Origin of the sequence: Flagellimonas sp., assembly GCF_965222555.1 — a bacterium.
Classification (GTDB): domain Bacteria; phylum Bacteroidota; class Bacteroidia; order Flavobacteriales; family Flavobacteriaceae; genus Flagellimonas.
Genome location: NZ_CBDCUG010000004.1, coordinates 1 through 26,855 on the forward strand (window position 1 = coordinate 1; position 26,855 = coordinate 26,855).

Sequence of the window (26,855 nt, forward strand, 5' to 3'; positions counted from 1 at the left end):
ACTTATTTTTTATTTATTGATTGTGAGCTTTATGTATATATTTATGATTGTGTGTTTATAATATTTTATATAACAAAACACTTTTTTTCTTCAATATTTTTAAAGTATACAGTAAATAACGAATCTTCCCACGTAATCTATCTCTTCCATTCCCATTCTCCATTCCTCCATCCTGAAAATATATATCAAACATGTATTATTACTCAATCCAAAACTATATAATTACGACGGGGAAATCATCCAATAACTACGGGGGAATCATCCAGGACTGGTGGGAATCGTCCATGACTGGGAGGAATCGACTAGACGGGGAAACGTCTATGGTGGGATAGACTGGTTACCGACATGTCTGCCTTCACAAAAATATAACGGAAAATGGGGTCACTTAGAATATCCTAAATCTTATGGTAAGGTTGGAAATCTTCCAGAGAATCTCTAAAACATTTCATGAATGATTTGATCTAACAGAAAAAGCTACGAAGGGATCTGTTCGCAAACAAGCAACTCCAGAGTACAAACTCTTGCCCATCATACTGTAATGCCAAGTGAAAAACTTCAGCGTTACAGGTCTGTAGCTACCAGGGTACATGTGATCATAAGTGGATCATTATAGGTAAAATACCCAACAGTAACACTAGACCCATGAGTTGTTTCGATGCTCTACACTAAAGTGAAGAGTATCAAGAGGCATTTTCTGAGAATATCAGGCAGGTGGTGAAACAAGAGGTCCTCACATTTCAACCCATTTTTTTCTGTGGATACAACTATGGCCCATTTAGAAATTTCTCCGGTATTAGCTTTGTTCCAGATGTAACAGCTGAGATATAGGACATTGAATTATTTAAGGTAACAGAAACGTTTTTTGTTTTATTATATTCTCAGTAGAAAACTCAAATGAATTAAACCCTTGTTCCACATTTGGTCGAGCCTAAGTTGGCCTGAAGTCCTTAACTTAGTGTGTGTGGAGAACGTTAGGTTTATCCTAGCTAGTGTTAGCCCAACAGTATCCTATTTGACCAGTAAGTGCATTTATATTTGGCACAAATTTTAAAATATTTACCTGCAAAGCTGTTTAGTGAAGTTGGGCATGAATAAAGCCCAGAAGGAGCACTTTTCCATTTGATTTCTATAATGCATATTTTGCAATTATTGACCTTTAAATTAATGGATGTGAATACTATCAGTTATCACATGGTTGCCAGGGTGATACGGGAGAAATATCTGACCTGAGGAAACCTGAGCACCCTTGTTTTCACGACATAGTCGAGGGTAATACACGTGTGTCGAAGGTGATACAGGTTTTGAGCCTATTGTTATAACGGTTCATGGCCTACTTATTGTCAGAAAAATAAAAAATCAGAACAAAATACTTCTACTTGTTGTTTCACTATCAGAAAGATAAGAAGATTTTCCTTATGATAGGCTTTGTTGGATCTGTTAAGCTTTGCTAGTTTTACGTAAAGGAAATGAGATCGAAGGTGATATAATCGTCATTGCATGTCTTTTTGAATACCATTAAAGGGATGACTTTGAACACGTTTGAAATTAAATATAAAATAATTTCAAAATTGGCTCCGATATGAAAGCTGTCAAATGTAAACAGGAGGGCCCTTTCACATAAGAAAAATTATATAGTTTATCTAGGTCTAGATGCCAAAAGGTTTCTATGGAAAACGTCATACAAAAGAAAATGGTACATATATATCAGTTGTTCAAATTGGGGAGGTTTTTTTTTGTCAGTTTGTGCCAGTGTCAATTTTATAAACATTACGGCCTGAATTTACATAGGCTTAATAAATCAAAACTTGTACAGAGCAACCATTTGGTACTCTGGGGGAGGGTATCCTTTCTACAAGAAACACATTGTTTTTTTGAAAAAGCCACACACACCCCGCCCGATGATATCCAAAACTCGAATTTTTTCGTCAAATTTGGGTTATTTAGAGCCAGAGACACAAAAACAACTGTCTGTTTCATCTAGTTCGTATGATATTAATTTAACAATACTATAAGTGTAATAAGACCAATATAAATCTCCACCTATTCCGTTATACTAGGCTAAACGAAAATGCAGCCAACGCAATGATATAAATGATGAAATTCAAATGTTACTGTACTGCAGAAACTTTGACAGCCATAGAAAATTTGTTTTTGGAAAACTTAAAATCCCATAAAAACTTTTGGGAAAAAATTTCATCTGAAAATGACATACTAAATATTATACTTACCCATACAAAAATAAGTTTTCTAAATACTGTTACCAATTTCTCAACAAATCATGAAAACTAGACACAAATAGATCTAATATTTAGATGCATTGTCATTGTTAACATTAATTGCTTTCACAGTTTTTTGCATGTACATGTATCAAGTATCAATCCAAAAATGTATTATATTAATATTTTTTTTTACTTGAAGCCTAGTTATAAGTCGATAGTTTAATGGAAAAAACGTCGTATTTTGTATGTTACATTCCTGAATAAAATAATATTGATAATAGGCCTGTGTCGTTGGACGTTATGTGACATTACACCACTTCAGCGACATTGTGTCCTGCTTCCTTCCAGCCACAGGTCTTTGTCACCTTTTTAGTGGAGTAGTTAATAAAATACTGTTGTTTTTTTTTAAATTTTGTATTTTCGTCGATTTGATGTTGCCAGCCTTGTGTATTTTATTATAATACTCAACTAAAAAGGTGACAAAAGCCTGTGTTCCAGCAATGCTAAAAGTCAGTTTCTGACGCTAGGAATCGCTTCTAAGTTGTTAATCCTATTAAATATGAGACATTATATTAATAGAATTACTAACTTGTTGGAAAAACAAATAACAATTTTCAACATTTTGTGCCAATAGATCACCCTTTTTATTGGTCGATAAGATATTGGAGCTTTCCGATACTCATGTAGTAGGGGTGAAGAATGTTACCATGAACCGAACCATTTTTTGTTGGTCACTTTCCTGGTGCACCTGTAATGCCCGGTGTGCTTCAGGTTGAAGCAATGGCCCAGACAGGAGGCATCTTGGTTTTGAGCACAGTTCCTGACCCGGAAAATTACCTCACCTTCTTTATGAAGATTGATAACGTGAAGTTTAAGCAGCAAGTGGTTCCTGGGGACACCTTAATATTTAAATGTGATTTAATTTCGCCCATAAGACGTGGAATTTGTCATATGCAGGCCTATGCTTATGCCAATGGTAAATTGGTGTCTGAGGCTGAACTCATGGCACAGATAGTAAAAACAAAAAACACGGAGTCTAAATGAATCAGCCATTAGCATATGTGCACCCAGGTGCTAAAATTGCCAAAAATGTGGTGATAGAGCCTTTTACCACCATACATAATAATGTAACCATTGGTGAGGGTACATGGATTGGTTCCAATGTAACTATTATGGAAGGTGCACGCATTGGTAAAAATTGTAATATTTTCCCTGGTGCTGTTATTTCTGCCATGCCTCAAGATTTAAAATACCAAGGAGAAGAAACTACGGTCCATATTGGCAACAATACTACTATTAGAGAATGTGCTACCATTAATAAAGGTACAGCAGATCGTATGAAAACGGTTATAGGAAACAACTGTTTGATCATGGCCTATTGCCATGTCGCCCATGATTGTTTTATTGGCGATGGCTGCATTTTCAGTAACAATTCAACCTTAGCGGGCCATGTAACTATTGGAGAAAATGTGGTGTTGGCCGGTATGGTAGCGGTACATCAATTTGTATCCATAGGAAACCATGCCTTTGTAACTGGGGGGTCTTTGGTAAGAAAAGATGTACCACCTTATGTGAAAGCTGCACGTGAGCCCCTTTCCTATGTTGGAATTAATTCTGTAGGCCTGAGACGAAGAGGTTTTGCTGCTGAAAAAATTAGAGAGGTCCAGAATATTTATCGAATACTTTATCAAAAAAACTACAATAACTCTCAGGCAGCTTCCATAATAGAAGCAGAAATGGAGGCAACTCCGGAGCGAGACGAGATTCTACAATTTATCAGGGATTCGCAAAGAGGAATCATGAAGGGTTATTTCAGTTCAAACTAAAACTATGGCAAATACATCAGATATACGCAAAGGGTTGTGCATTAAATACAACCATGATATTTATAAAATCATAGAATTTCTTCATGTTAAACCTGGAAAGGGTCCTGCATTTGTAAGAACAAAACTCAAAAGTGTCACAACAGGAAAAGTGATTGATAAATACCTTTTCTGCCGGTCATAAAATAGACGATGTCAGGGTAGAAACACGTTCGTATCAATACTTGTACGCCGAAGGAGATACTTTTCATTTTATGAACACTGATGATTACAATCAGATTTCATTGCAAAAAAGCTCTTTGGATGCTCCTGACTTATTGAAGGAAGGTGAAGTGGTCACGATTCTTTTCAATACGGAAGATAGTATGCCACTTTCTGTGGATATGCCTGCCAGTGTAATTCTAGAAGTTACCCACACCGAGCCAGGAGTAAAGGGAAATACCGCTACCAATGCCACTAAACCTGCCACAGTTGAAACTGGTGCAAGAATCAATGTGCCACTTTTCATCAATGAGGGCGACAAAATTAAAGTGGAAACTGAAAAAGGCACCTACCAAGAAAGGGTAAAAGAATAATCAGGAATGAAATTTCCCAAACCCTATTCCCTAAAAGAGATTTCAGAAATCATAGGTTCCGAATTTGTCGGAGATGCAGATTTTCCAGTATTGGGAATGAATGAGATTCATGTGGTCGAGAAGGGTGATATTGTATTTGTTGATCATCCCAAATATTACGATAAGGCATTGAATTGTGATGCTTCCGTAGTACTTATCAATAAAAAAGTGGAGTGCCCAAAGGGGAAAGCCCTATTGATATCTGATGAGCCGTTTACAGATTTCAATAAACTAACCCAGTTTTTTGCCCCCTTTACCAGCGCTAATGCTGCAGTAGCGGAAACAGCAGAAATTGGAAAGAACACCATAATACAGCCCAATGTCTTTATTGGAAATAATGTGAAAATAGGCGAGAATTGCCTTATTCATTCCAATGTTTCCATTTATGACAATTGCATTATAGGAGACAATGTTACCATTCATAGTGGTTCTGTTTTGGGATCGGATGCTTTTTACTATAAGAAAAGAGCCGAAGGTTTTGAAAGACTACTTTCCAGTGGCCGTGTTGTTATCGAAGATAATGTGGACATAGGTGCATCCTGTACCATTGATAGGGGAGTCACCGGTGATACAACAATTAAGGAATGGACCAAATTGGACAATCAGATTCAAATTGGTCATGATACCGTAATTGGGAGAAAATGCCAGATTGCATCCCATACCGGGATTGCTGGCTGCGTTGTTATCGAGGATGAAGTTGTTCTTTGGGGTCAGGTTGGTGTAATAAGCGCCATTACCATAGGTAAAGGAGCTATTGTGTACGCACAATCTGGAGTTGCAAAGAGTTTGGAAGGTGGCAAGACCTATTTTGGTAGTCCTGCTGAAGAAGCAAGGACAAAAATGAGGGAACTGACCATGATCAAAAACCTGCCATCATTATTTAAAAAAAACAAAGGGAAATAGCATAAAAATTACTTTAAATTGTATAGGCAAAACCATACTTTTGTCCTGCTTAACAAACAAAAAATATGAGCGTTTTAGTAAATAAAGATTCTAGAATAATTGTTCAAGGTTTCACAGGAAGTGAAGGAACTTTCCATGCCGGTCAAATGATTGAGTATGGAACAAATGTTGTTGGAGGGGTGACACCAGGTAAAGGAGGACAGGAGCATTTGGGAAAACCTGTTTTTAATACGGTTGAAGACGCTGTCAAAGAAGTTGGTGCGGATACCACAATTATTTTTGTGCCCCCAGCATTTGCTGCAGATGCCATTATGGAAGCAGCTAGTGCTGGAATCAAAGTGATTATTACCATTACTGAGGGTATTCCTGTAGCCGATATGGTTAAAGCCAATGACTATATAAAGGATTTGGACTGTACGCTTGTTGGTCCAAATTGCCCAGGGGTCATTACTCCAGAAGAAGCAAAAGTGGGTATTATGCCAGGTTTTGTTTTCAAAAAAGGAAATATTGGTATTGTCTCTAAATCTGGGACATTAACTTATGAAGCAGCTGATCAAGTTGTACGTCAAGGTTTGGGAATTACAACCGCCATTGGAATTGGTGGAGACCCTATTATTGGAACCACTACAAAAGAAGCAGTGGAATTATTGATCAATGATCCTGAGACAGAGTGTGTGGTAATGATTGGTGAAATTGGCGGTCAGTTGGAAGCAGATGCTGCCAAATGGTATCAAGAAAGTGGTAGTAAAAAACCAATTGTTGGTTTTATTGCTGGTGAAACTGCACCTGCTGGAAGAACCATGGGGCATGCTGGCGCTATTGTTGGCGGAAGTGATGATACAGCTCAGGCCAAAAAACGAATTATGCGGGAATGTGGTATCCATGTGGTGGATTCTCCTGCTGAAATAGGCGTTAAAGTAAAAGAAGTGGTTGGATAATCAACCGTTAAAACTATTGTAAATCCCGTGTAATACGGGATTTTTTTCTTCAATACGTAAAACAAAAACTATATTTGGTCAACGACCAATCGAATAAACCTAAACATCATGAAACTTTTAGAAGGCAAAAACGTAATCATTACCGGAGCAAGCAGAGGAATTGGAAAAGGTATAGCTCAAGTATTTGGACAGCATGGTGCCAATGTGGCTTTTACATATAGTTCCAGCGAAGCTCCTGCTTTAGAATTGGAAAAAGAACTGGCTGCTATGGGCGTAAAAGCAAAAGCATATAAAAGTAACGCAGCAAGCTTTGAAGAATCCGCGGCATTGGTTGAAAAGGTTTTGGAAGATTTTGAGGGAATTGATGTATTGATTAACAATGCGGGAATCACAAAGGACAATTTGTTGATGCGAATGGGAGAAGAGGATTTTGATAAAGTGATCGAAATCAACCTAAAGTCTGTTTTCAACATGACCAAAGCCGTTCAACGTACCATGTTGAAACAACGCAAGGGATCTATTATAAATATGAGCAGTGTTGTAGGGGTTAAAGGAAACGCCGGTCAGACCAATTATGCTGCTTCTAAAGCAGGGATGATAGGTTTCACTAAATCCGTTGCATTGGAATTGGGGTCGAGAAACATTCGCTGTAATGCTATAGCCCCTGGTTTTATTGAAACTGAAATGACCGATAAATTGGACGAAAAAACTGTCCAGGGATGGAGAGATGCCATTCCTTTAAAACGAGGTGGTAGTCCTGAAGACGTTGCCAACGCATGTCTTTATTTAGCTTCAGACTTATCTGGTTATGTAACTGGGCAGGTATTAAATGTAGATGGCGGTATGCTAACCTAAAATGAATGGAGATAAAGACGGTACTTCTTATTATTCTTGCAGCAATTGTTGCATTTACCGTCGTATTTTACCAATACTTTTATAAGAACAGCAAAAAAGGCTCGCTAAAAATACTATTGGCAAGCTTTCGGTTTATTGCGCTTTTTAGTGCCTTATTGCTATTGATAAATCCCAAGTTCACCAAACAAGATTACTTTTTGGAAAAAGCCAATCTTGTTCTTTTGGTGGATGACACAGAATCCATACTTGAGGGTGCGGAACAAAGCGAAATTGCTGAAAAGGTCAGCAGGATTGTCACGGACGGGAAATTAAATGAACGTTTCTCAGTGCAACAATATGCTTTTGGAACAAAACTTCAACAAGTTGATTCTTTTAGTTTTGAAAGTAGAAACACGGACATAGAAACGGCCCTTGCCACAACAGATGAGATCTTTGCAAATAGCACTAGTGCTGTGGTTTTGTTTACTGATGGCAATCAAACCCTTGGGAGGGATTATGTATATACGAATTTGAGTGACGATTTATCCGTGTATCCTATAATTGTTGGCGATACCACTGCGTACGAGGATATTTCAATTGGACTGGTAAATAGCAATACCTACGCTTTTTTAAAAAATAAGTTCCCTGTTGAGGCAACCGTTCTTTACAATGGAACTGGGAATATCTCAAAAACCCTTACCATTGCTGTAAATGGCGAATTGGTGCATAGGGAACGATTGACTTTCAGTGCAAATCAAAATAGCAAGACAGTCACCGAACTTATAGAAGCCAAATCCATTGGGGTGAAATCGATTAAAGTCGAGATAGAATCTCTGGACAACGAAAAAAACAAGTTCAATAATAGTAAGCAAACGGCAGTAGAGGTTATTGACGAAAAGACCAATGTAGCAATTGTTTCGGATATGCTTCACCCAGATATTGGCACACTGAAAAAATCAATTGAAACCAATGAACAGCGCTCTGTATCCATTTTAAAACCAACAGTAGCTTCGGATAGACTTGAAGATTTTGACCTCTTTATCCTGTATCAACCCAACCATAAATTCAAGTCGGTCTATGATTTTATTGCAAAGTCAAAATCGAATAGCTTCACCATTTGTGGTAAACAGACCAATTGGGGCTTTTTAAATAGGATTCAGCAAAGCTTCTTTAAAGAAAACTTTAACCAGAGCGAAGAAATATTGCCGCTTCTCAATAATGCATTTAGCATTTTTGGTTTGGGAGATTTCGATGTAAATGACTTTCCTCCTTTGGAAAATAATCTGGGCAGCATTGAAATTAAGAAGGATGGAGAGGCTATTTTATTTCAGAAAATAAAAGGAGTGGAATTGGATGCTCCACTTTTTTCAATTTTTGTGGAAGGCAAGCAGAAGGAGGCCGTATTGTTTGGGGAAAACATTTGGAAATGGCGGGCGCAGAGCTATCGTAATCACCAAAACTTTGAAAACTTCGATGATTTTATAAGTAAGTTAATGGTGTATCTGAACAGCACTAACCAACGGAGCAGATTGGAATTGGATTTCCCATTGGTTTTCCCAAATTCCAGTGAGGCAAGGATTCGGGCATCATACTTTGATGAAAGTTATGGTTTTGATTCGGATGCGGACATTGCAATCAATGTCAAAAGTTCGGAAAATAATTTTTCCAGGGAATCCCCAATGTTATTGAAAGGTTCTTTTTTTGAAGTGGATTTAAGTGATCTGGAAGCTGGCGACTATACTTTTACAGTTACTGTGAAGGGAGATTTAAAGCGCTCGGGCTCTTTTAAAATCCTCGATTTTAACCCTGAAAAGCAAATGATTGCTGCCAATTATGGCAAACTTCAAAGATTGGCTGACGAAACTAATGGAAAAGTTTATTTTCCAGATGATATTGACTTGTTAATAAGTGATTTATCAGAATTAGAACAATACACTCCAATCCAAAAGAGCAAGCAAAATGTCGTATCTTTAATTGATTTTAAAGTCTTACTTGGCCTTATAGTATTGGCTCTTTCTTTGGAATGGTTTATCAGAAAATACAACGGACTAATATAAAATAGATAAAATGGATAGATTACCTAGAATTGCATTGCCCGCGGTTTTTATTGCGATTGTTTTAATTATTTTACTTTCAAAATCAATCGTACGGATAGGGCCGGGTGAGGGAGGTGTATTGTTTAGACCTGCCGGTGGTGGGGTTGTGACCGATAAAACCTATGGAGAAGGATGGCATATTGTTGCACCATGGAACGACATGTTAGTGCATAAAGTGAGACAGCAGTCCATTTCTGATGAAATGAACGTGCTTTCCGTAAACGGTCTTGAAGTCAAAGTCAATGGTACCATTTGGTTTGAGCCAGAGTACAAAAGCCTTGGACTTTTGATAAAAACAAAGGGGGAGGAGTATATCATTGAATTATTAGATCCCGCAATAAATGCCGCTGCCCGTAGTGTGGTGGGGCGTTATACTCCGGAACAATTATATTCCAGCAAAAGAGATGTAATTGAACAGGAGATTTTGGACGAGGTTCGTAAGGAGTTGGATGGACAATACCTGAATGTAAAACGTGTTTTAGTCGAAGATGTAAAACTGCCTACTACGATCAAAGACGCTATTGAGAGCAAATTGAAGCAAGAACAGCAATCACTAGAGTACGAATTTAAGCTGGTTACCGCTCAAAAAGAAGCAGAAAAGGTTAGGATTGAAGCGCAAGGTAAAGCAGATGCGAATAAAATTCTTAGCGCATCACTAACAGATAAGATTTTGCAGGACAAGGGTATCGAGGCCACTTTGGAGCTTTCAAAATCCCCAAATTCTAAGATTGTGGTGGTTGGATCTAGTGGGGATGGATTGCCATTAATTTTGGGAAATAACTAAATACCCCTTTTTTGATATAAAAATATATTCTACTTTTGACATCGAAATGAGAAATAAAAACACACATCATCACCATTTTTATACTTGCCCTCAAGCGAGATAGAAATGTATTGTTGTTTTTAAAATATATTCTAACCCGTTTGAGAAATCAAACGGGTTTTGTTTTTAGGCCAGTTTGGTTTCCGAACAAAATGTAACAGAAATGACTAAAATTAGAATAGCGGTTCAAAAAAGTGGACGCTTAAATGAGGATTCCCTTAAAATTTTAAAAGACTGTGGAATTTCAATTGATAATGGGAAAGATCAGTTAAAGGCCACGGCACGCAATTTCCCTTTAGAGGTCTTTTATCTCAGGAATGGAGATATTCCCCAATATTTAAGGGACGGAGTGGTTGATATTGCCATTATTGGTGAAAATGTATTGGTTGAAAAAGGGACGGATATTGCTATTAAGGAAAAACTCAATTTCTCCAAATGTCGTGTGTGTTTGGCCGTACCCAAGGGAATGAAATATGACTCTGTCAAAGATCTTGAAGGAAAACGTATCGCTACTTCATACCCTAATACGGTAAAAGGTTATCTGGAATCCAAAGGGGTATCGGCAGATTTACACATTATTAATGGATCCGTAGAGATAGCGCCCAATATTGGTCTTGCCGACGGTATTTGCGACATTGTCTCCAGTGGCAGCACACTTTTCAAGAATAATTTAAAAGAGGTTGAAGTAATCCTTAAAAGTGAAGCGGTTCTTGCTGTTTCTCCGCAAATCTCAGAAGAACGTAAGGAGATTTTGGAAAAACTTCGCTTTCGGATAAAATCCGTACTTCAAGCACGCCAAAACAAATATGTATTGTTGAATGCTCCCAATAATAAATTGGATGAAATCGTCTCCATTTTACCAGGGATGAGAAGCCCTACGGTTTTGCCTTTGGCAGAAGAGGGATGGAGTTCGGTGCATACAGTTATTAATCGGGATACCTTTTGGGAGGTTATCGACGAATTGAAACAAGCTGGAGCCGAGGGAATTCTGGTATGTCCAATTGAGAAAATGGTATTGTAATGCAGCGTATCAATTATCCAAAGCGAGAAAATTGGGAGGAAATCTTAAAACGACCTACCCAAACGGTTGCTGATATTGAAGCAACTGTTACTTCAGTTTTTTCGGAAGTGAAAGATGGTGGAGATACGATTGTTAGGGATTACACGGAAAAGTTTGATAAGATCAGGTTAGACTCCTTTGTGGTGTCGAAAAATGAATTGGAAAACGCCTCTGCCCAAATTCCAGAGGACTTAAAAGATGCCATTTCCTTGGCAAAAGGAAATATTTTACGATTCCATACTGCACAGAAAACTAAAAAGGTTCAGCTTGACACCATGCCTGGGGTAAGCTGTTGGCAAGAAAAAAGACCTATCCAAAAAGTAGGCCTTTACATTCCTGGTGGCACAGCGCCGTTATTTTCAACCATTTTAATGCTTGCTGTACCGGCCAAGATTGCTGGTTGTGAGGAAATCATTCTTTGCACGCCACCTGACGAAAACGGAGAGGTGAATCCTGCTATTTTGTATACGGCCAACCTTTGCGGAATTACCAAAGTATTTAAAGTAGGGGGTATTCAGGCTGTTGCCGGTATGACTTTTGGTACGGAAACCATTCCCAAAGTGTATAAAATATTTGGTCCGGGAAATCAATACGTAACTGTTGCAAAGCAATTGGCGACTAAGTACGGAGTAGCCATTGACATGCCAGCAGGGCCAAGTGAGCTATTGGTGGTTGCCGATGATACGGCAGAACCTTCTTTTGTAGCTTCTGATTTACTGAGTCAGGCAGAACATGGTGCGGATAGTCAGGTTATTTTGGTTTCAACTTCTGAAAACTTATTGAACAAAGTGACTAAGGAAATCGAAGACCAACTGAAAGAATTACCACGTAAAACCATAGCTGAAAAAGCAATTGCAAATAGTAAGTTGATTTTGGTGGAGGACGATGTAACGGCGATTGACTTAATCAATGTGTATGGCCCAGAGCATTTTATTGTTTGTGTTGAAAATGATAGTTTTTATATTAACAACATCCAGAATGCTGGTTCCGTATTCATTGGAAATTATACCCCTGAGAGTGCTGGGGATTATGCATCGGGAACCAACCACACCTTGCCTACAAATGGGTATGCAAAACAATATAGTGGTGTGAATCTGGATAGTTTTATGAAGAGTATGACCTTCCAAAAAATAACCAAAGAAGGTATTAAAGGAATTGGGAACGCAGTTGAACTCATGGCAGAAGCCGAAGGCTTGCAAGCCCACAAAAATGCAATGACCCTACGATTAAAAAGCATAAACTAATGTTAGGTCCAGTACAGTCGCGATCTATTATAGGAATGAAGAATTTTGATTTAAAAAAACTGGTTCGGGAAACGGTGAAGGATTTAAAACCATATTCTTCGGCCAGGGATGAGTATGTTTCAGATGGTTCCGAAATGATTTTTTTGGACGCCAACGAAAATCCATTTGAGAACGGTGTTAACCGATATCCCGATCCACAGCAGAGAAGTCTCAAAACTTTGTTGGCAAATCAGCGACAGGTTGCTGAAGAGAATATTTTATTGGGTAATGGAAGTGACGAGGTGTTGGATTTGATCTTCAGGGCATTTTGTGAACCCAATCAAGACAATATTATCACGTTACCGCCAACCTATGGCATGTATAAAGTACTGTCAAGCATCAATGCTGTTGAAAATAGAGAAGTTTTACTGACAACGGATTTTGAACCAGATGTACTGGCAATCCTGAATACTGTGGATGAAAAATCCAAGGCCATTTTTGTTTGTTCTCCTAACAATCCAACGGCCAATGCCTTTTCCCAAGAACTCATCCAACAATTGTTGGAAAGCTTTAATGGGCTTGTGATTATTGATGAGGCCTATATTGATTTTTCAGAGAATGAAAGCTGGGTTTCCCGTTTGGGAGATTATCCCAATTTAATCGTTACCCAAACGCTTTCCAAAGCCTATGGGATGGCAGGGATTCGGTTGGGAGTTTGTTACGCCTCAAAAGAGATAATTTCGATTTTAAATAAGATCAAGCCACCCTATAACGTAAACCAATTGACTCAGGATAGGGCCTTGGATAGGGTAGTGGCTTCCAAACTGGTTAAAACGGAAGTCGAAAGGATTTTAAAGGAAAGGGATTTGCTTGTCGAAGCCTTGAAAGGATTAAGTTTTGTATCAACCATATATCCAAGTGATGCCAATTTTGTGTTGGTCAAAGTGGATAATGCAAATCAAAGGTATCAAGAGCTTTTGGAGGCCAATGTGGTCGTTCGAAACAGGAGTAATCAACCCTTATGCGAGAATACATTGAGATTCACAGTGGGTACTTCAGAAGAAAACAAAAAACTAATAGCCATTTTAAAAGAAATAGGATAATGGGCAAAAAAGTACTTTTTATAGATAGGGATGGCACTATCATCAAAGAAACTGCAGATGAGCAGATAGATGCTTTTGAAAAAATGATTTTCTATCCTAAAGCATTTACTTTCTTGGGGAAAATAGCAAAAGAACTGGATTATGAACTGGTCATGATAACCAATCAGGATGGATTGGGAACGGATATTTTTCCAGAAGATACCTTTTGGCCGGTTCACAATTTCATTCTAAAGTCCTTTGAAAATGAAGGTGTTGTCTTTGACAAGGTTTTTATAGACAAAACATTTCCAAAAGAGAATGCAGATACCCGAAAACCGGGTACGGGATTGTTGACAGCGTATTTTTCTGATTCTTATGACTTGGAAAACTCTTTTGTTATTGGAGATCGTTTAACAGATATAGAATTGGCCAAAAACCTTGGAGCGAAAGGGATTTTTATTAATGATGACACACATCTAGGGATCGGGGAAATTACGGTGAAACGAGAGGAACTTGATGATTACATTGCATTGGAAAACAATGATTGGGAAAAAATCTATGAGTTTCTAAAGTTGGAAAACAGGATTGCCGATATTTCCAGAAAAACCAATGAAACCGATATCAATATCAAACTAAACCTTGATGGTACGGGAAAGAGCACTATTGATACTGGACTGGCATTTTTTGACCACATGTTGGACCAACTGGCAAGACACGGCCAAATGGATTTGGATATAAAAGTCAATGGAGATCTGGAAGTGGATGAGCATCATACCATTGAAGATACTGCAATTGCTTTGGGAGAGGTTTTTGCTAAAGCCCTGGGCAGTAAACTAGGGATAGAACGGTATGGCTTCTGCCTACCCATGGATGATTGTTTGGCACAAGTGGCCATAGATTTTGGAGGTAGAAATTGGCTCGTTTGGGACGCAGATTTCAAGCGTGAAAAAGTGGGGGATATGCCCACAGAAATGTTCTTGCATTTTTTCAAATCATTCACAGATGGAGCCAAGGCCAATTTAAATATAAAAGCAGAGGGTACGAACGAGCACCATAAAATTGAGGCCATTTTTAAGGCATTTGCAAAGTCCATTAAAATGGCGGTAAAACAAGATGTTGAAAAGATGGTATTGCCATCAACGAAAGGTATGCTGTAAATGAAGATTGTAATTATCAACTATGGCGCCGGAAATATCCAGAGCATCAAATTTGCCATAAACCGCCTGGGTTATGAGGCGGTCTTGAGCAATAATGTGGAGGAAATCCGTAATGCAGACAAGGTCATTTTTCCCGGAGTAGGAGAAGCCAGTTCTGCAATGACAAAATTACGAGAGAGTGGATTGAATATGTTGATTCCTGAACTAAAACAGCCTGTCTTGGGTATTTGTTTGGGGATGCAACTCATGTGCAATTCCTCTGAAGAAGGTAATACAAAAGGACTGGGAATTTTTGATCTGGATGTAATAAAGTTCCCAAAAACAGTTAAGGTACCTCAGATAGGGTGGAATCAGATAAAGGAACTGAAAACCAATTTGTTTGCCAATACTCCGGAAGGTGCGCACATTTATTTGGTGCATAGCTATTACGCTCCAAAAGGAGAGGACACGGTTGCAGTAACTGAATATGCATTACCTTATAGTGCCGCTTTGCAAAAGGATAATTTTTACGGAACGCAGTTCCATCCTGAAAAAAGTGGGGAAGTAGGTGAATGGATTTTGAAAAATTTCTTGGAATTGTAATGATGGAAAGATTCACGGTATCCACAGATAAAAGTAAAATGGATGTTCCAATGATTCATGAATACCTAAGTGAGCAATCCTATTGGGCAAAGGGTAGAAGTGTGGCATTGGTGGAGAAAAGTATTGAAAACTCGCTATGTTTTGGTGTCTTTGATGAAAACAACGATCAAATTGCCTTTGCCAGGGTAGCAACGGATTTTGTGGTCTTTGCATGGCTCATGGATGTCTTTGTCCAAGAATCTCACAAGGGCAAGGGCATTGGAAAACTTTTGTTGGAAGCTATAGTTGACCACCCGGATTTAAAACAAGTAAATGGTTTAGGGTTAAGGACTGATGATGCCCATAATTTCTATAAGCAGTTCGGCTTTGACTCCGTTCCAAGTCCTGAAACCTGGATGTTTAAAAAGAAAAAAAGTAAATGAGGATAATTCCGGCCATAGATATTATTGAAGGAAAATGTGTAAGGCTTTCCAAAGGGGATTACGATACCAAAAAGGTATACAATGAGAGTCCGCTGGAAGTGGCGAAACTATTTGAAGGTCACGGGATTCAATATTTGCATTTGGTAGATTTGGACGGTGCCAAATCAAAGCACATTGTCAATCATAAAGTATTGGAAAGTATAGCTTCCAAAACCAATTTAAAGATTGATTTCGGTGGTGGATTAAAAACAAATGAAGATTTACACATTGCATTTGAAAGTGGAGCAAATCAAATTACCGGAGGTAGCATTGCTGTAAAAGATAAAACCACTTTCATGGGGTGGTTGAAAAACTATGGACCAGAAAAAATCATTTTAGGAGCCGATGCCAAAGATGAAAAAATAGCAGTTTCGGGCTGGCAGGAAGAATCGGACCAGGAGTTGGTGCCATTTATCAAATCCTATCAGAAAAAAGGGGTGAACTATATTATTTGTACGGACATCAGCAAGGATGGTATGCTGGAAGGTCCTTCATTTGAACTTTATAAAAAAATTCTATCCCAAACAAAAAAAGTGGAAACGCTGATAACGGGCAGTGGTGTGGAGGACAAAGAAGTGTTGGGAATTAAATTGATAGCCAGTGGTGGAATCTCTGACTTTGAGGAATTACCTAAACTTGCCCAGATTGGTTGCGAAGGAACCATTATTGGTAAGGCCATATATGAGAATAGAATCAGTCTAAAACAACTGGAGAACTATATTTTGGAGAATGGATAGCGACACACAATTTCAGCAAGAGTTTGTTACAAATGCATGTTATCGGATGGATGAGAGCCTGCGGATGATTAAAATCTGTTTGGACAAGCTTCCGCAAGAAGCGATTTGGAAAAAACCAAATGAATCAACAAACAGTATAGGGAATCTAATCTTGCATTTATGCGGTAACATCACCCAATATGGAATAGTATCATTGCAGGGACTGGAGGACAATCGTGATCGTGACGCAGAATTTGCCACACTTTCCGGGTATTCCAAGGAAGAACTTTTTCAAAAGCTCGAGGAAACCGTTCAAATGGCAAAAAAGGGTTATGCAGAAGCAAACACGGATGAACTACTAAAAAAAAGGTCGGTTCAAGGATTTGAGTTTTCAGGAATTGGAAATATTGTTCACGTGGTGGAGCATTTTTCTTACCACACAGGACAAATAGCACTTTGGACAAAACTATTGAACAACGCTGATTTGGGTTTTTATGATGGAATAAACCTCAATACAAAAAACGAAAATTAGATGCTGACAAAACGAATCATACCCTGTCTGGACATTAAAAACGGACGCACCGTAAAAGGTATCAACTTTGTTGATTTAAGAGATGCAGGCGACCCTGTGGAGCTAGCGGAAATCTATGCCAAAGAAGGTGCAGATGAGCTGGTTTTCTTAGATATTTCGGCAACGGAGGAGCGAAGAAAAACCTTAGCAGAGTTGGTGTACCATGTTGCAGAAAAGGTGAATATACCCTTTACGGTTGGGGGCGGAATTTCATCTGTTGAAGATGTGGATATTTTGCTTCAAAATGGCGCGGATAAAGTTTCAATTAATTCTTCAGCAGTAAAAAGACCAGAGCTGATCAACGAGCTTGTTGCCAAGTTTGGTTCGCAGTGTATTGTAGTTGCCATAGATGCGAAACAGATTGATGGAAACTGGAAGGTTCACCTGGTTGGGGGTAAAGTCCCTACGGAAATTGACCTTTTTGAATGGGCTAAAGAAGTTGAAGAGCGTGGCGCAGGAGAAATTTTGTTCACTTCTATGGATCATGATGGCACCAAGAACGGTTTCGCCAATAAGGCACTGTCAAAATTGTCCAAGCTTGTAAATATTCCCATTATTGCTTCTGGGGGAGCAGGGGCTATTTCACATTTTACGGATACTTTTACCGATGGAAAAGCAGATGCCGCACTCGCAGCCAGTATTTTTCACTTTAAGGAAATAGAAATAAAAGGTTTAAAGCAAGAATTAAAAAAAGACGGTATTCCCGTTCGATTATAAAAATGGAAATAGATTTCAATAAAAATGGCAACGGTTTAATACCGGCCATCATCCAGGATGCAACCACCAAAAATGTCTTGATGTTGGGTTATATGAATCAAGAGGCGTTGAATGTTACGCAAGAAACCGAAAAGGTGACATTTTACAGCAGGAGCAAAAAAAGGCTATGGACAAAAGGAGAGGAAAGCGGGAATTTTTTAAACCTGGTCAATATAAAAAATGACTGCGACAATGACACTTTGCTTATAACCGTAAATCCCGTTGGTCCCACATGTCATAAAGGAACAGATACCTGTTGGGCTGAGGAAAATGTTCAAGATTATGGTTTTCTTTCTGCTCTGGAGAAAATCATCACTTCTAGAAAGGAAGATGTGGATAATCCTGATAGTTATGTTGCTTCACTGTTCCGAAAGGGTATCAATAAAATAGCCCAAAAAGTGGGAGAGGAAGCTGTGGAAACCGTTATAGAGGCAAAAGATGATAATGAAGAGTTGTTCTTAAACGAGAGTGCCGACCTGTTATTCCACTACCTTATTTTGTTACAAGCCAAGGGGTATCATTTAAAGGACATTGTGAATACACTCAAAGGACGTCACAAATAGAGCCTTAAACAAGACCGTTAAGTTTTTTTTAAATCCAAAGCCTTTACATTGAAATAGTTTAACTTTATGTAATGGCTATGAATGCAAGAAAGGGATTTCGTTTCACTACCTACGAAGCTCCCCATCAAACTCCGTTTGAAAAACTTTTTGAGATTTTTCAAGAATTGATCACGCATACCTCTGGAGATGTGGAGGAAGCATTGGATTGGCTCCGCGAACTGGATAAAGAGTACGAACTGACCGATGAAGATTACACCATTGATGATTTTATTGAAGATTTAAAAGCTAAGGGTTTCATCCGTGAAGAATTTGATACCGATGGTGAAAGAACGGATGGAGAGGAAGGTGATGGAGGTGGGGATTTATCCATTACCGCCAAATTGGAACGTATGTTACGGCAAAGGGCTTTGGAGCAAATCTTTGGTAAGCTGAAGCGAAGCGGCTCTGGGAGTCATAAAACTGGGAAATCTGGAAGAGGTGATGAGCATACTGGAGAGTTTAGGGAATACCGTTTTGGAGATGCCTTGGAACATATTTCCATGACCGAAAGCCTTAAAAATGCCCAGATTAATCATGGTTTGGATAGTTTTTCATTGAGTGAAGAGGATTTGGTGGTCGAGGATACCCAATACAAGGCCCAAATGAGTACCGTGTTGATGATTGATATCAGTCACAGCATGATTCTTTATGGGGAAGACAGGATTACCCCAGCCAAAAAAGTGGCCATGGCCTTGGCTGAATTGATTACAACTCGTTATCCGAAGGATACGTTGGATATTTTGGTGTTTGGAAATGACGCATGGCCCATTCCCATAAAGGATTTACCTTATTTAAAGGTTGGCCCTTACCATACCAATACAGTTGCTGGACTTCAATTGGCGATGGATATGCTCCGAAGAAAAAGAAATACCAATAAACAGATTTTTATGATTACCGACGGGAAGCCTTCATGCTTGAGACTTCCAAATGGGGACTATTATAAAAACAGTGTTGGATTGGATGATTATATAGTGGAGAAGTGCTATGCCATGGCCCAGCAGGCTAGAAAGTTACATATCCCCATAACCACATTCATGATAGCGGAAGACCCATACCTGATGCAATTTGTAAGGGAGTTTACCCAGGCAAACAAAGGAAAAGCATTTTATACCGGCCTGAAGGGTTTGGGTGAAATGATTTTTGAAGATTACGAACAAAATAGAAGAAAAAGAATCAAGTAATACTATTTACACGATAATGAAATTGGATCACACTAAAATAAAAACCCTAGGTCAACTTAAAGCAGAAGGATACCAAAGCAAAAGCATCAAAGATGAATTGCGTGAGAACCTTTTAGAGAAAATGGCTAATGGGGAAGACACATTTCATGGGGTCTGGGGCTATGAAAATTCTGTTATTCCAGAATTGGAGCGTGCTATTTTGTCCAGGCACAATATTAATCTTTTAGGGTTGAGAGGTCAGGCTAAGACACGGCTTGCTCGATTGATGGTTCAGCTTTTGGACGAGTGGATTCCGATTGTGGGAGGTTCTGAGGTTCATGATGATCCTTTTCAACCCATTTCGAGATATGCAACAGAGCTAATTAAGGATAAAGGAGATGATACTCCCATTGAATGGATACATCGCGATGAGCGGTTTTATGAAAAACTGGCCACCCCGGATGTTACCGTTGCCGATTTAATAGGTGATATTGATCCTATAAAAGCGGCTAACTTAAAGCTCTCCTATGCAGATGATAGGGTGATTCATTTTGGAATGATACCGCGTGCCAATCGCTGTATTTTTGTGATAAACGAATTACCCGATCTTCAAGCAAGAATTCAAGTAGCACTATTTAACATACTACAAGAAGGTGACATACAGATTCGTGGATTCAAACTTCGTCTTTCTTTGGACCTTCAATTTGTATTTACCGCAAACCCAGAGGATTATACCAATAGAGGTAGCATAGTTACCCCATTAAAGGATAGGATCGGTTCTCAAATCCTTACCCATTATCCGGAAAATTTAGAAATAGCGAAGAAAATAACCCGCCAAGAGGCACAATTGGATAAAAGACAATTGGATGTTGTCCATGTGCCGGAAATAGCTATGGATGTTTTGGAACAAATCAGTTTTGAAGCAAGAAACAGTGAATATGTTGATACCAAGAGTGGGGTCAGTGCACGATTAAGTATTACAGCGTTTGAAAATTTACTAAGTACTGGAGAACGTAGAATCATTAGGTCAGGAGATAAGAAAACCACAGTTCGATTAACTGATTTTATCGGAGTGATTCCTTCCATAACTGGAAAAATAGAGCTGGTTTATGAAGGAGAGCAAGAGGGGGCTGGTTCAGTGGCTGAAATTCTTGTGGAAGATGCCATTAAATCATTATTTCCAAGTTATTTTCCTGAGATAGCCAAACTGGAACGCAAAGATGCTGAAACGGCTTACGACGATTTGGTGCATTGGTTTTTTGATGGAGAGGGATTTGAACTGCTTGATGAAGACACAGACAAAGAATACCGAGCAAAATTGGATTCTGTTTCTCCTTTGAATAACTTACTTAGAGAATATCAACCTTCAATGGCTAAGGAAGACTCTTACTTTATGAAGGAATTATTGCTTTGGGGATTGGTTGCACATAAAAAACTGAGTAAACATCGTTTTACCCAAGGATACCAGTTTAAGGATTTGTACGGTAGCTATATTAGAGGATTATAGCTATTTGGACTATTGCCAAATGTTTAGGTTATCGTTGTAGTTTTCAAAATTATACTCTCCTATTAGGCGCTTTCTATACCAAAAGGAAATCAAAGTGAGAATGGGCAATAGACAATGTAAAACTAAGATTAGGATGCCTATGGGTTTGAATGTAGCTGGTAATACATGTTCCTGATACTCTGAAAAAGAACTTAAAATATGTACGGTATCATAAATTTTAAACACGTAAACCACCATAAGCACATACAATACATATTCAAGATTTCTCATTTTAGGATCTGGTAGTTCACTTTCGGTGATTTTAAACCAAATCACGTAGAGGTACAGAAAATGTATAACACTTAATATTGGGAAAATGTAATTGTCTGGTTTAAAAAAATAGAACTTATTGGTATAAAGGCCATAAAAATTAAGAATCACCAAAGCAAAAAGCATAATCCCGATGATTATGGTGTTTCTTTTCCACGGTAAAAATTTATTTAATAAGTTCATCGTTGTTTGAGATTTGGAAAACTCTAAAGTTTGGGTAAAGAACGGTATAACAAACAGCTTATTTTAAAGAAATCGTTAAACCGTTGGCAATTCTGGACAATCCGAAAGATGAAATGGTGCAATGTGTAGAGATATTACATTGGAATAAGACTAAAGTTCATACTTATTAGTTTGAAAAATGGCTCATCTGTTAACAGATGAGCCATGAAAGACATAATCGATTAGACAAGGTCGGGATTACAACTGGAAAGACACATATATCCTTCTGTCGAATTCCCGGCGTTTGCGCATCCCACATACCCATTATAGGGATAGGATGACATACAATACTCCAGTGAATTTCCTGCACCCATAATTTCACTTAATTGATTACGGGTTAATTTGTTTTCTTCTAATTCTTTAAACAAACTCATGCGAATAAGGTTTTAATTATTATACATTATAAATTTATAAGTAAAATCTTACAATTATGTTAAAAAAATTAAAAGAAATAGACAAAACTTATAGGAACAGTTGACAATTAGCCTCCCTGTGTAACAATATCCCGAGTACTATATTTTTAAACCTAGGGTTTGACTTTATACCATAGTGCATTCCGAGTATTGGTCTTTTGATTTATACACCTATAAAGAAGTCTAACAGGATTTTTTTGTATTTTGGAACAAACACTTTTTGAATGCAAAATTGGCACTACATCTTACTGATTGTACTTGCACTATATTTTCTGATTAGTGTCTCGTTGTATTTTCTTCAGGATTATTTTCTTTTCAAACCGGAAAAGCTCTCCAAAGACTTTCAATTTTATTACGACAATCAGGAAATAGAGGAATACAATATAGAGACCAGAGATGGTGCTACCATTAATGGACTACGTTTTAAGGCGCAAAATCCAAAGGGTGTTGTTTTCTATTTAAAGGGAAATTCAAAAAGCATAAAAGGCTGGGGGAAGTTTGCTGTTGATTTTACTCGCCATGGATATGATGTAATTATGGTCGATTACCGTGGTTTTGGAAAAAGTACGGGCCGAAGAACGCAAAAGGCGGTGAAACGTGATATGCAGGTCATTTATAATAAGATAAAAGAGAAAGTCACGGAAAAATATATCATACTTTATGGTAGATCCATGGGTTCCGGTTTTGCCGCAAAGCTGGCTTCCATGAACAACCCTAGGATGTTGATACTGGATGCTCCATACTATAGTCTCAGTAAAGTTGCAAAAAAATATATACCCTTTATGCCTTTGTCTTTGCTGATAAAGTTCCCGATGCCTACCTATAAGTGGTTAAAGTACGTTAACTGTCCCATCCATATTATACATGGGACAGATGACCGGTTGATTCCCTATAAAACCAGTGTAAAACTCTCCAAAATTAAACCCGAGCTTACAAAGCTATATACCGTAATAGGAGGGGGCCATAAAAACTTGAATACTTTTGAATCCTATCATAAAATGCTTACAGAAATAATTACAACACGACCAAAGAAGGTCAACCTTGAAGGTTCCAGTATCAATGTGAGACATTCATCAAAACGTGCCAATGCAAAAGCTTAAGCGAGTAGGTATTGCTATTTTAATTCTATTATCGCTGTTGACCCTAATGCTTACTATGTTTCAAGAAAAACTCATTTTTTTGCCCACAAAATTACCTCAGGACTTTGGTTACTCGTTTCCATATGACTTTGAGGAGTTGTTTTTAGCAACCGATGATGGGGCTAGACTAAATGCGATTCATTTTAAAAAGGAAAATCCCAAGGGGCTTGTGCTGTATTTTCATGGAAATGCAGGTGACTTGTCCAGATGGGGACAGATTATGTCGCCTTTTGTTGATCTGGGTTACGATGTGCTTGTTATGGATTATAGGGGGTATGGAAAAAGTGCAGGAGCATTAAGCGAAAAAGCATTGTATAAAGATGCCCAATTATTCTATGATTATGTGAGAAAGGAATACCAAGAAGATGAAATTGTGGTATACGGACGTTCATTGGGTGCTAGCATTGCGACCCAATTGGCATCTAATAATAACCCTAAAAAACTAATATTGGAAACCCCTTTTTACAGTTTATTGGATGTTGCTGAGGGACGTTTTCCATTTTTGCCCGTAAGATATGTGTTAAAATATAAGATGCCTTCTTTTGAATACATACAGAAGGTTCAAAGTCCCATTCGTATTTTTCATGGGACAACGGATGATGTGGTTCCCTATGAATCTGGGAAAAAGCTATTTGATGCTATACCAATTTCTGATAAGAAAATGTATACCATTAAAGATGGAAATCATAACAACCTCATAGAATTTGAGGTTTACAGAGAAGGTATAAAACAAGAATTGAACTGAGTTAGTCAAATAAATCTGAAGACAAATAGCGGTCTCCGCGGTCACAAACAATAGAGACAATAACACCACTTTCCAAGGATTGAGCCAGCTTTAAAGCTACGGTGGCGGCACCTCCACTACTAACTCCTGCAAAAATACCTTCTTCCTTTGCCAACCGTATTGCCATTTCTTCGGCCTCTTTTTGACTTACCTCCATTACAGTATCCACTTTTTTGGGGTCAAATATTTTTGGCAAGTATTCTTCTGGCCACTTTCTAATCCCTGGAATCCTTGAATCATCCGTGGGTTGAACCCCTACAATCTGGATATCAGAATTTTTCTCCTTTAAAAAGGTAGATGTACCCATTATAGTACCCGTTGTCCCCATACTGGACACAAAATGAGTGATTCTTTCTTCTGTATCCTTCCAAATTTCTGGGCCTGTGGTTTTGTAATGCGCCCTCCAATTGTCATTATTGGCAAATTGGTTGAGCATTTGGTATCCTTCATGCTCTACTTTGGCTTCCGCATAGTCACGAGCACCTTCAATACCTACATCAGAAGAAGTTAATGTTACTTTGGCACCATATGCCCTCATGGTCTGGACACGTTCTTTTGTGGAATTTTCAGGCATGACCAATTCAATGTCCAATCCATAGATTCCGGCAATCATGGCCAGGGCAATTCCCGTATTTCCACTGGTTGCCTCAATCAGTTTGGAGTCTTTGGTGATCTCACCACGTTCCAAACCACTTCTGATCATGTTCAAAGCTGGTCTGTCTTTTACACTTCCACCTGGATTATGTCCCTCCAACTTAAAGAGCAACTTTACCTTGGGATTGGTGTTGAGCACCTTGGATTCCACCAAAGGGGTGTTCCCAACTAGGTCAAGAATGCTTTTAGACATTGGAAACCGTTTTTATTTTAATTTCAGGAGTATGAAAAACTGTTGAATTGGCCGGGACTGATTCCGTTAGCCAGGCATTACCACCAATCACCGAATTCTCTCCAATAACTGTTTCTCCACCTAAAATTGTTGCATTGGCATAAATGGTTACGTTGGACATTATAGTAGGGTGCCTTTTAATCTTCTGAAGATTTTTGGCAACATATAACGCGCCCAAGGTAACCCCTTGATAGATTTTTACATTATCATGGATAACCGCTGTTTCGCCTATTACCACTCCTGTGGCATGATCAATAAAAAACGACTTGCCTATTTGCGCACCGGGATTAATATCCACACCTGTCTGCCTATGTGCATACTCGGTCATCAATCTAGGAACCAATGGAAAACCTTGAGCGTAAAGCTCATGGGCCAATCTGTATATGGCAATGGCATAAAAACCGGGGTAGGCCATATAAATTTCCTGAATGGACAATGAAGCCGGGTCACAATTCAATATAGCCTCTGCATCAAGGTTCAGCTTTTCTAAAATTGAGGGAAGGGATGCTACATAATTATCCCAAACCTTAGTACATGGCTTGTTTAAGTCCCAACAGGCCAAATTCACCAGCTCGTTGAACTTTTCCTCAAGAATATCCAAGTTTTCAGCAACAGGAGTATTCACATCAAACAGCGTGTGGAAAAGCATGTTCGTGAAAGCCTCAGTTTCTTCTTTTAGCCTATAGTCTAAATAGGGTTGTTTTTTGTGTCTCTTCAGTTCTTCTATTATTTTTTCTTTATCCATGATGAAAAATAAAGTTTAAAAATAGCTAAATGATCATCACCCATTAACAGAAATGGCTAACTTTAGCTTAAAAATAACACATCACCATAGTCCTGTGAATAATTCAATAATTACAAAAGATGCCTTCAATTTTTTAAAAGAGCTGGCAAAGAACAACAACAAGGAATGGTTTCAAGAAAATAAAGCCATTTTTAAAGCGCATGAGGCCGACGTTAAATCTTTTTATGCCAATGTTCAAGAACATCTAAATGAACATGATGAAATTGAAAAGATGAAAATGTTCCGTATTTATCGTGACGTTCGCTTTTCCAAGGATAAGACCCCTTATAAAACACATTTTGCAGGTTCGTTCTCAAGGTTGGGTGCCCACTTACGTGGGGGGTACTACCTTAGGATAAAACCGGGTGAATCTTTTGTAGCTACCGGATTTTGGGATCCCAACAAGGAAGATTTGTTTCGTATCAGAAAAGAATTTGAGCAAGATGCGTCAGATTTGAGAAAGATTTTGAATGATAAATCCTTCAAGAAAATATGGGGAGAGTTGGAAGGTGATGGTGTAAAGACTGCCCCTAAGGGTTTTGATAAGGAGCACCCCAATATTGACCTGATCAAGAAGAAGCAATTCGTTTTTGTAAAGAATTTTTCAGATAAAGAAGTGCTTTCCAATACTTTTATAAAGGAAGTGGATACATCTTTTAGGGCAATAAGACCCTATTTTGATTTGATGAGCGATATTTTGACCACCAATCTTAATGGCGAGTCACTTTTAGACTAGAACATCACTTTCCAATAATTGCACCTGGTCTTTTAATCGTTCTATGACCATGTTCATCATCCTTTTATTGAGTGCCGAGGAGTTCAGTATATAGGTTTGGTATTCTTCCAACGTGAATTGCCCAATTACAATTCCTTTTAAGGAGTTTCTGAATTTGATGTCTTTTTGAACGGAATTTTCAATGTAATCCAAACGCTTCTCAGCAGATAGGTCATAAAACGAGCCTTTGTGCTTGCGGATATAATTTTTATAAACCTCTATTAAAAGTGCATTTTGAAATTTGATAATTGGCCTTAAAATTTGGTTTTGAAAACGCTCATCAGAGCTCATGTCATCATGCAAAAGACTTTGTCTGACATCAGGGCGAATGCCCTTGAGCTGATAGGATCGTGAGTCCATAATTGCAAGTTTTACTAAAGTTACATAATCATGTAATGGACATTTTTGCCGGGAAC

Annotated in this window: 25 protein-coding genes and 2 pseudogenes; 23 read left to right on the forward strand and 4 right to left on the reverse strand. The window is 38.4% G+C overall.

Annotated elements, in window-relative coordinates:
• Nucleotides 1-2,848: 2,848 nt before the first annotated feature.
• The 20 genes and pseudogenes from fabZ to ACOQO1_RS04565 form a co-directional block, all read left to right on the forward strand.
• A pseudogene (gene fabZ / locus ACOQO1_RS04470) lies at nucleotides 2,849-3,263 on the forward strand (3-hydroxyacyl-ACP dehydratase FabZ); the annotation flags it as partial.
• On the forward strand, nucleotides 3,260-4,045 hold the full coding sequence (gene lpxA, locus ACOQO1_RS04475; RefSeq protein ID WP_420601661.1) for an acyl-ACP--UDP-N-acetylglucosamine O-acyltransferase: 786 nt from the start codon (nucleotides 3,260-3,262) through the stop codon (nucleotides 4,043-4,045). The pseudogene fabZ and the gene lpxA, both read left to right, overlap by 4 nt.
• 4 nt (nucleotides 4,046-4,049) lie before the next feature.
• Nucleotides 4,050-4,617 (forward strand): annotated as a pseudogene (efp, locus tag ACOQO1_RS04480) (elongation factor P).
• Nucleotides 4,618-4,623: 6 nt separating this feature from the next.
• Nucleotides 4,624-5,559 carry a UDP-3-O-(3-hydroxymyristoyl)glucosamine N-acyltransferase gene (locus ACOQO1_RS04485; protein WP_420601662.1) on the forward strand — a complete coding sequence of 312 codons (936 nt, stop codon included), beginning with the start codon at nucleotides 4,624-4,626 and terminating at the stop codon, nucleotides 5,557-5,559.
• Nucleotides 5,560-5,624: 65 nt separating this feature from the next.
• Nucleotides 5,625-6,497 carry a succinate--CoA ligase subunit alpha gene (sucD, locus tag ACOQO1_RS04490; RefSeq protein WP_420601663.1) on the forward strand — a complete coding sequence of 291 codons (873 nt, stop codon included), beginning with the start codon at nucleotides 5,625-5,627 and terminating at the stop codon, nucleotides 6,495-6,497.
• Between the two features lie 108 nt (nucleotides 6,498-6,605).
• Entirely contained in the window at nucleotides 6,606-7,352 is a 747-nt protein-coding gene (gene fabG / locus ACOQO1_RS04495; RefSeq protein ID WP_420601664.1) for a 3-oxoacyl-[acyl-carrier-protein] reductase, read from the forward strand.
• A 5-nt stretch (nucleotides 7,353-7,357) separates the two neighbouring features.
• The gene (locus ACOQO1_RS04500; RefSeq protein WP_420601665.1) at nucleotides 7,358-9,388 is read left to right on the forward strand and encodes a VWA domain-containing protein; all 2,031 of its coding nucleotides are present in this window, start codon (nucleotides 7,358-7,360) and stop codon (nucleotides 9,386-9,388) included.
• A 10-nt stretch (nucleotides 9,389-9,398) separates the two neighbouring features.
• Entirely contained in the window at nucleotides 9,399-10,211 is an 813-nt protein-coding gene (locus tag ACOQO1_RS04505) for a prohibitin family protein (protein ID WP_420601666.1), read from the forward strand.
• A gap of 202 nt (nucleotides 10,212-10,413) precedes the next feature.
• Nucleotides 10,414-11,271: an ATP phosphoribosyltransferase gene (gene hisG, locus ACOQO1_RS04510; RefSeq protein WP_420601667.1), complete on the forward strand. Its 858-nt coding sequence runs from the start codon at nucleotides 10,414-10,416 to the stop codon at nucleotides 11,269-11,271.
• On the forward strand, nucleotides 11,271-12,554 hold the full coding sequence (gene hisD, locus ACOQO1_RS04515; protein ID WP_420601668.1) for a histidinol dehydrogenase: 1,284 nt from the start codon (nucleotides 11,271-11,273) through the stop codon (nucleotides 12,552-12,554). Before hisG ends, hisD begins: the two co-directional genes overlap by 1 nt.
• A gap of 35 nt (nucleotides 12,555-12,589) precedes the next feature.
• Nucleotides 12,590-13,636 carry a histidinol-phosphate transaminase gene (gene hisC / locus ACOQO1_RS04520; protein ID WP_420602461.1) on the forward strand — a complete coding sequence of 349 codons (1,047 nt, stop codon included), beginning with the start codon at nucleotides 12,590-12,592 and terminating at the stop codon, nucleotides 13,634-13,636.
• On the forward strand, nucleotides 13,636-14,772 hold the full coding sequence (gene hisB / locus ACOQO1_RS04525; protein WP_420601669.1) for a bifunctional histidinol-phosphatase/imidazoleglycerol-phosphate dehydratase HisB: 1,137 nt from the start codon (nucleotides 13,636-13,638) through the stop codon (nucleotides 14,770-14,772). The genes hisC and hisB overlap by 1 nt, the downstream gene beginning before the upstream one ends.
• Nucleotides 14,773-15,354, forward strand: coding sequence for an imidazole glycerol phosphate synthase subunit HisH (hisH, locus tag ACOQO1_RS04530; RefSeq protein ID WP_420601670.1), 582 nt, complete (start codon nucleotides 14,773-14,775; stop codon nucleotides 15,352-15,354). It begins immediately after the preceding gene.
• Nucleotides 15,354-15,776 (forward strand): GNAT family N-acetyltransferase, encoded by a 423-nt coding sequence (locus ACOQO1_RS04535; RefSeq protein WP_420601671.1) that lies wholly within the window; start codon nucleotides 15,354-15,356, stop codon nucleotides 15,774-15,776. Before hisH ends, ACOQO1_RS04535 begins: the two co-directional genes overlap by 1 nt.
• Nucleotides 15,773-16,552 (forward strand): HisA/HisF-related TIM barrel protein, encoded by a 780-nt coding sequence (locus ACOQO1_RS04540; protein ID WP_420601672.1) that lies wholly within the window; start codon nucleotides 15,773-15,775, stop codon nucleotides 16,550-16,552. The genes ACOQO1_RS04535 and ACOQO1_RS04540 overlap by 4 nt, the downstream gene beginning before the upstream one ends.
• The gene (locus ACOQO1_RS04545) at nucleotides 16,545-17,063 is read left to right on the forward strand and encodes a DinB family protein (RefSeq protein ID WP_420601673.1); all 519 of its coding nucleotides are present in this window, start codon (nucleotides 16,545-16,547) and stop codon (nucleotides 17,061-17,063) included. Before ACOQO1_RS04540 ends, ACOQO1_RS04545 begins: the two co-directional genes overlap by 8 nt.
• Nucleotides 17,064-17,819 carry an imidazole glycerol phosphate synthase subunit HisF gene (gene hisF / locus ACOQO1_RS04550; protein WP_420601674.1) on the forward strand — a complete coding sequence of 252 codons (756 nt, stop codon included), beginning with the start codon at nucleotides 17,064-17,066 and terminating at the stop codon, nucleotides 17,817-17,819.
• A 2-nt stretch (nucleotides 17,820-17,821) separates the two neighbouring features.
• A complete protein-coding gene (gene hisIE / locus ACOQO1_RS04555) occupies nucleotides 17,822-18,421 on the forward strand; it encodes a bifunctional phosphoribosyl-AMP cyclohydrolase/phosphoribosyl-ATP diphosphatase HisIE (RefSeq protein ID WP_420601675.1) in 600 nt (199 codons plus the stop codon).
• Between the two features lie 71 nt (nucleotides 18,422-18,492).
• Nucleotides 18,493-19,641: a vWA domain-containing protein gene (locus tag ACOQO1_RS04560; protein WP_420601676.1), complete on the forward strand. Its 1,149-nt coding sequence runs from the start codon at nucleotides 18,493-18,495 to the stop codon at nucleotides 19,639-19,641.
• Nucleotides 19,642-19,657: 16 nt separating this feature from the next.
• A complete protein-coding gene (locus ACOQO1_RS04565; RefSeq protein WP_420601677.1) occupies nucleotides 19,658-21,127 on the forward strand; it encodes a magnesium chelatase in 1,470 nt (489 codons plus the stop codon).
• 9 nt (nucleotides 21,128-21,136) lie between these two features.
• Here the strand turns inward: ACOQO1_RS04565 and ACOQO1_RS04570 are convergent, their stop codons facing one another.
• Nucleotides 21,137-21,619, reverse strand: a complete 483-nt coding sequence (locus ACOQO1_RS04570) for a hypothetical protein (protein WP_420601678.1) — start codon at nucleotides 21,617-21,619, stop codon at nucleotides 21,137-21,139.
• A 676-nt stretch (nucleotides 21,620-22,295) separates the two neighbouring features.
• On the opposite strand from ACOQO1_RS04570, the gene ACOQO1_RS04575 reads away from it, so the two are divergent.
• Entirely contained in the window at nucleotides 22,296-23,171 is an 876-nt protein-coding gene (locus ACOQO1_RS04575) for an alpha/beta hydrolase (RefSeq protein ID WP_420601679.1), read from the forward strand.
• Nucleotides 23,158-23,955 carry an alpha/beta hydrolase gene (locus ACOQO1_RS04580; protein ID WP_420601680.1) on the forward strand — a complete coding sequence of 266 codons (798 nt, stop codon included), beginning with the start codon at nucleotides 23,158-23,160 and terminating at the stop codon, nucleotides 23,953-23,955. The genes ACOQO1_RS04575 and ACOQO1_RS04580 overlap by 14 nt, the downstream gene beginning before the upstream one ends.
• 1 nt (nucleotide 23,956) lies before the next feature.
• Here ACOQO1_RS04580 and cysM read toward each other — a convergent pair whose 3' ends face one another.
• Nucleotides 23,957-24,841 carry a cysteine synthase CysM gene (gene cysM / locus ACOQO1_RS04585; RefSeq protein WP_420601681.1) on the reverse strand — a complete coding sequence of 295 codons (885 nt, stop codon included), beginning with the start codon at nucleotides 24,839-24,841 and terminating at the stop codon, nucleotides 23,957-23,959.
• Nucleotides 24,834-25,625: a serine O-acetyltransferase EpsC gene (epsC, locus tag ACOQO1_RS04590; protein WP_420601682.1), complete on the reverse strand. Its 792-nt coding sequence runs from the start codon at nucleotides 25,623-25,625 to the stop codon at nucleotides 24,834-24,836. The genes cysM and epsC overlap by 8 nt, the downstream gene beginning before the upstream one ends.
• A 94-nt stretch (nucleotides 25,626-25,719) precedes the next feature.
• Here epsC and ACOQO1_RS04595 point away from each other — a divergent pair, with 94 nt between their 5' ends.
• Nucleotides 25,720-26,400, forward strand: coding sequence for a DUF2461 domain-containing protein (locus tag ACOQO1_RS04595; protein WP_420601683.1), 681 nt, complete (start codon nucleotides 25,720-25,722; stop codon nucleotides 26,398-26,400).
• On the opposite strand, the gene ACOQO1_RS04600 is transcribed toward ACOQO1_RS04595, so the two are convergent.
• Nucleotides 26,392-26,799, reverse strand: a complete 408-nt coding sequence (locus ACOQO1_RS04600) for a glyoxalase (protein ID WP_420601684.1) — start codon at nucleotides 26,797-26,799, stop codon at nucleotides 26,392-26,394. The genes ACOQO1_RS04595 and ACOQO1_RS04600 overlap by 9 nt on opposite strands.
• Nucleotides 26,800-26,855: the final 56 nt, after the last annotated feature.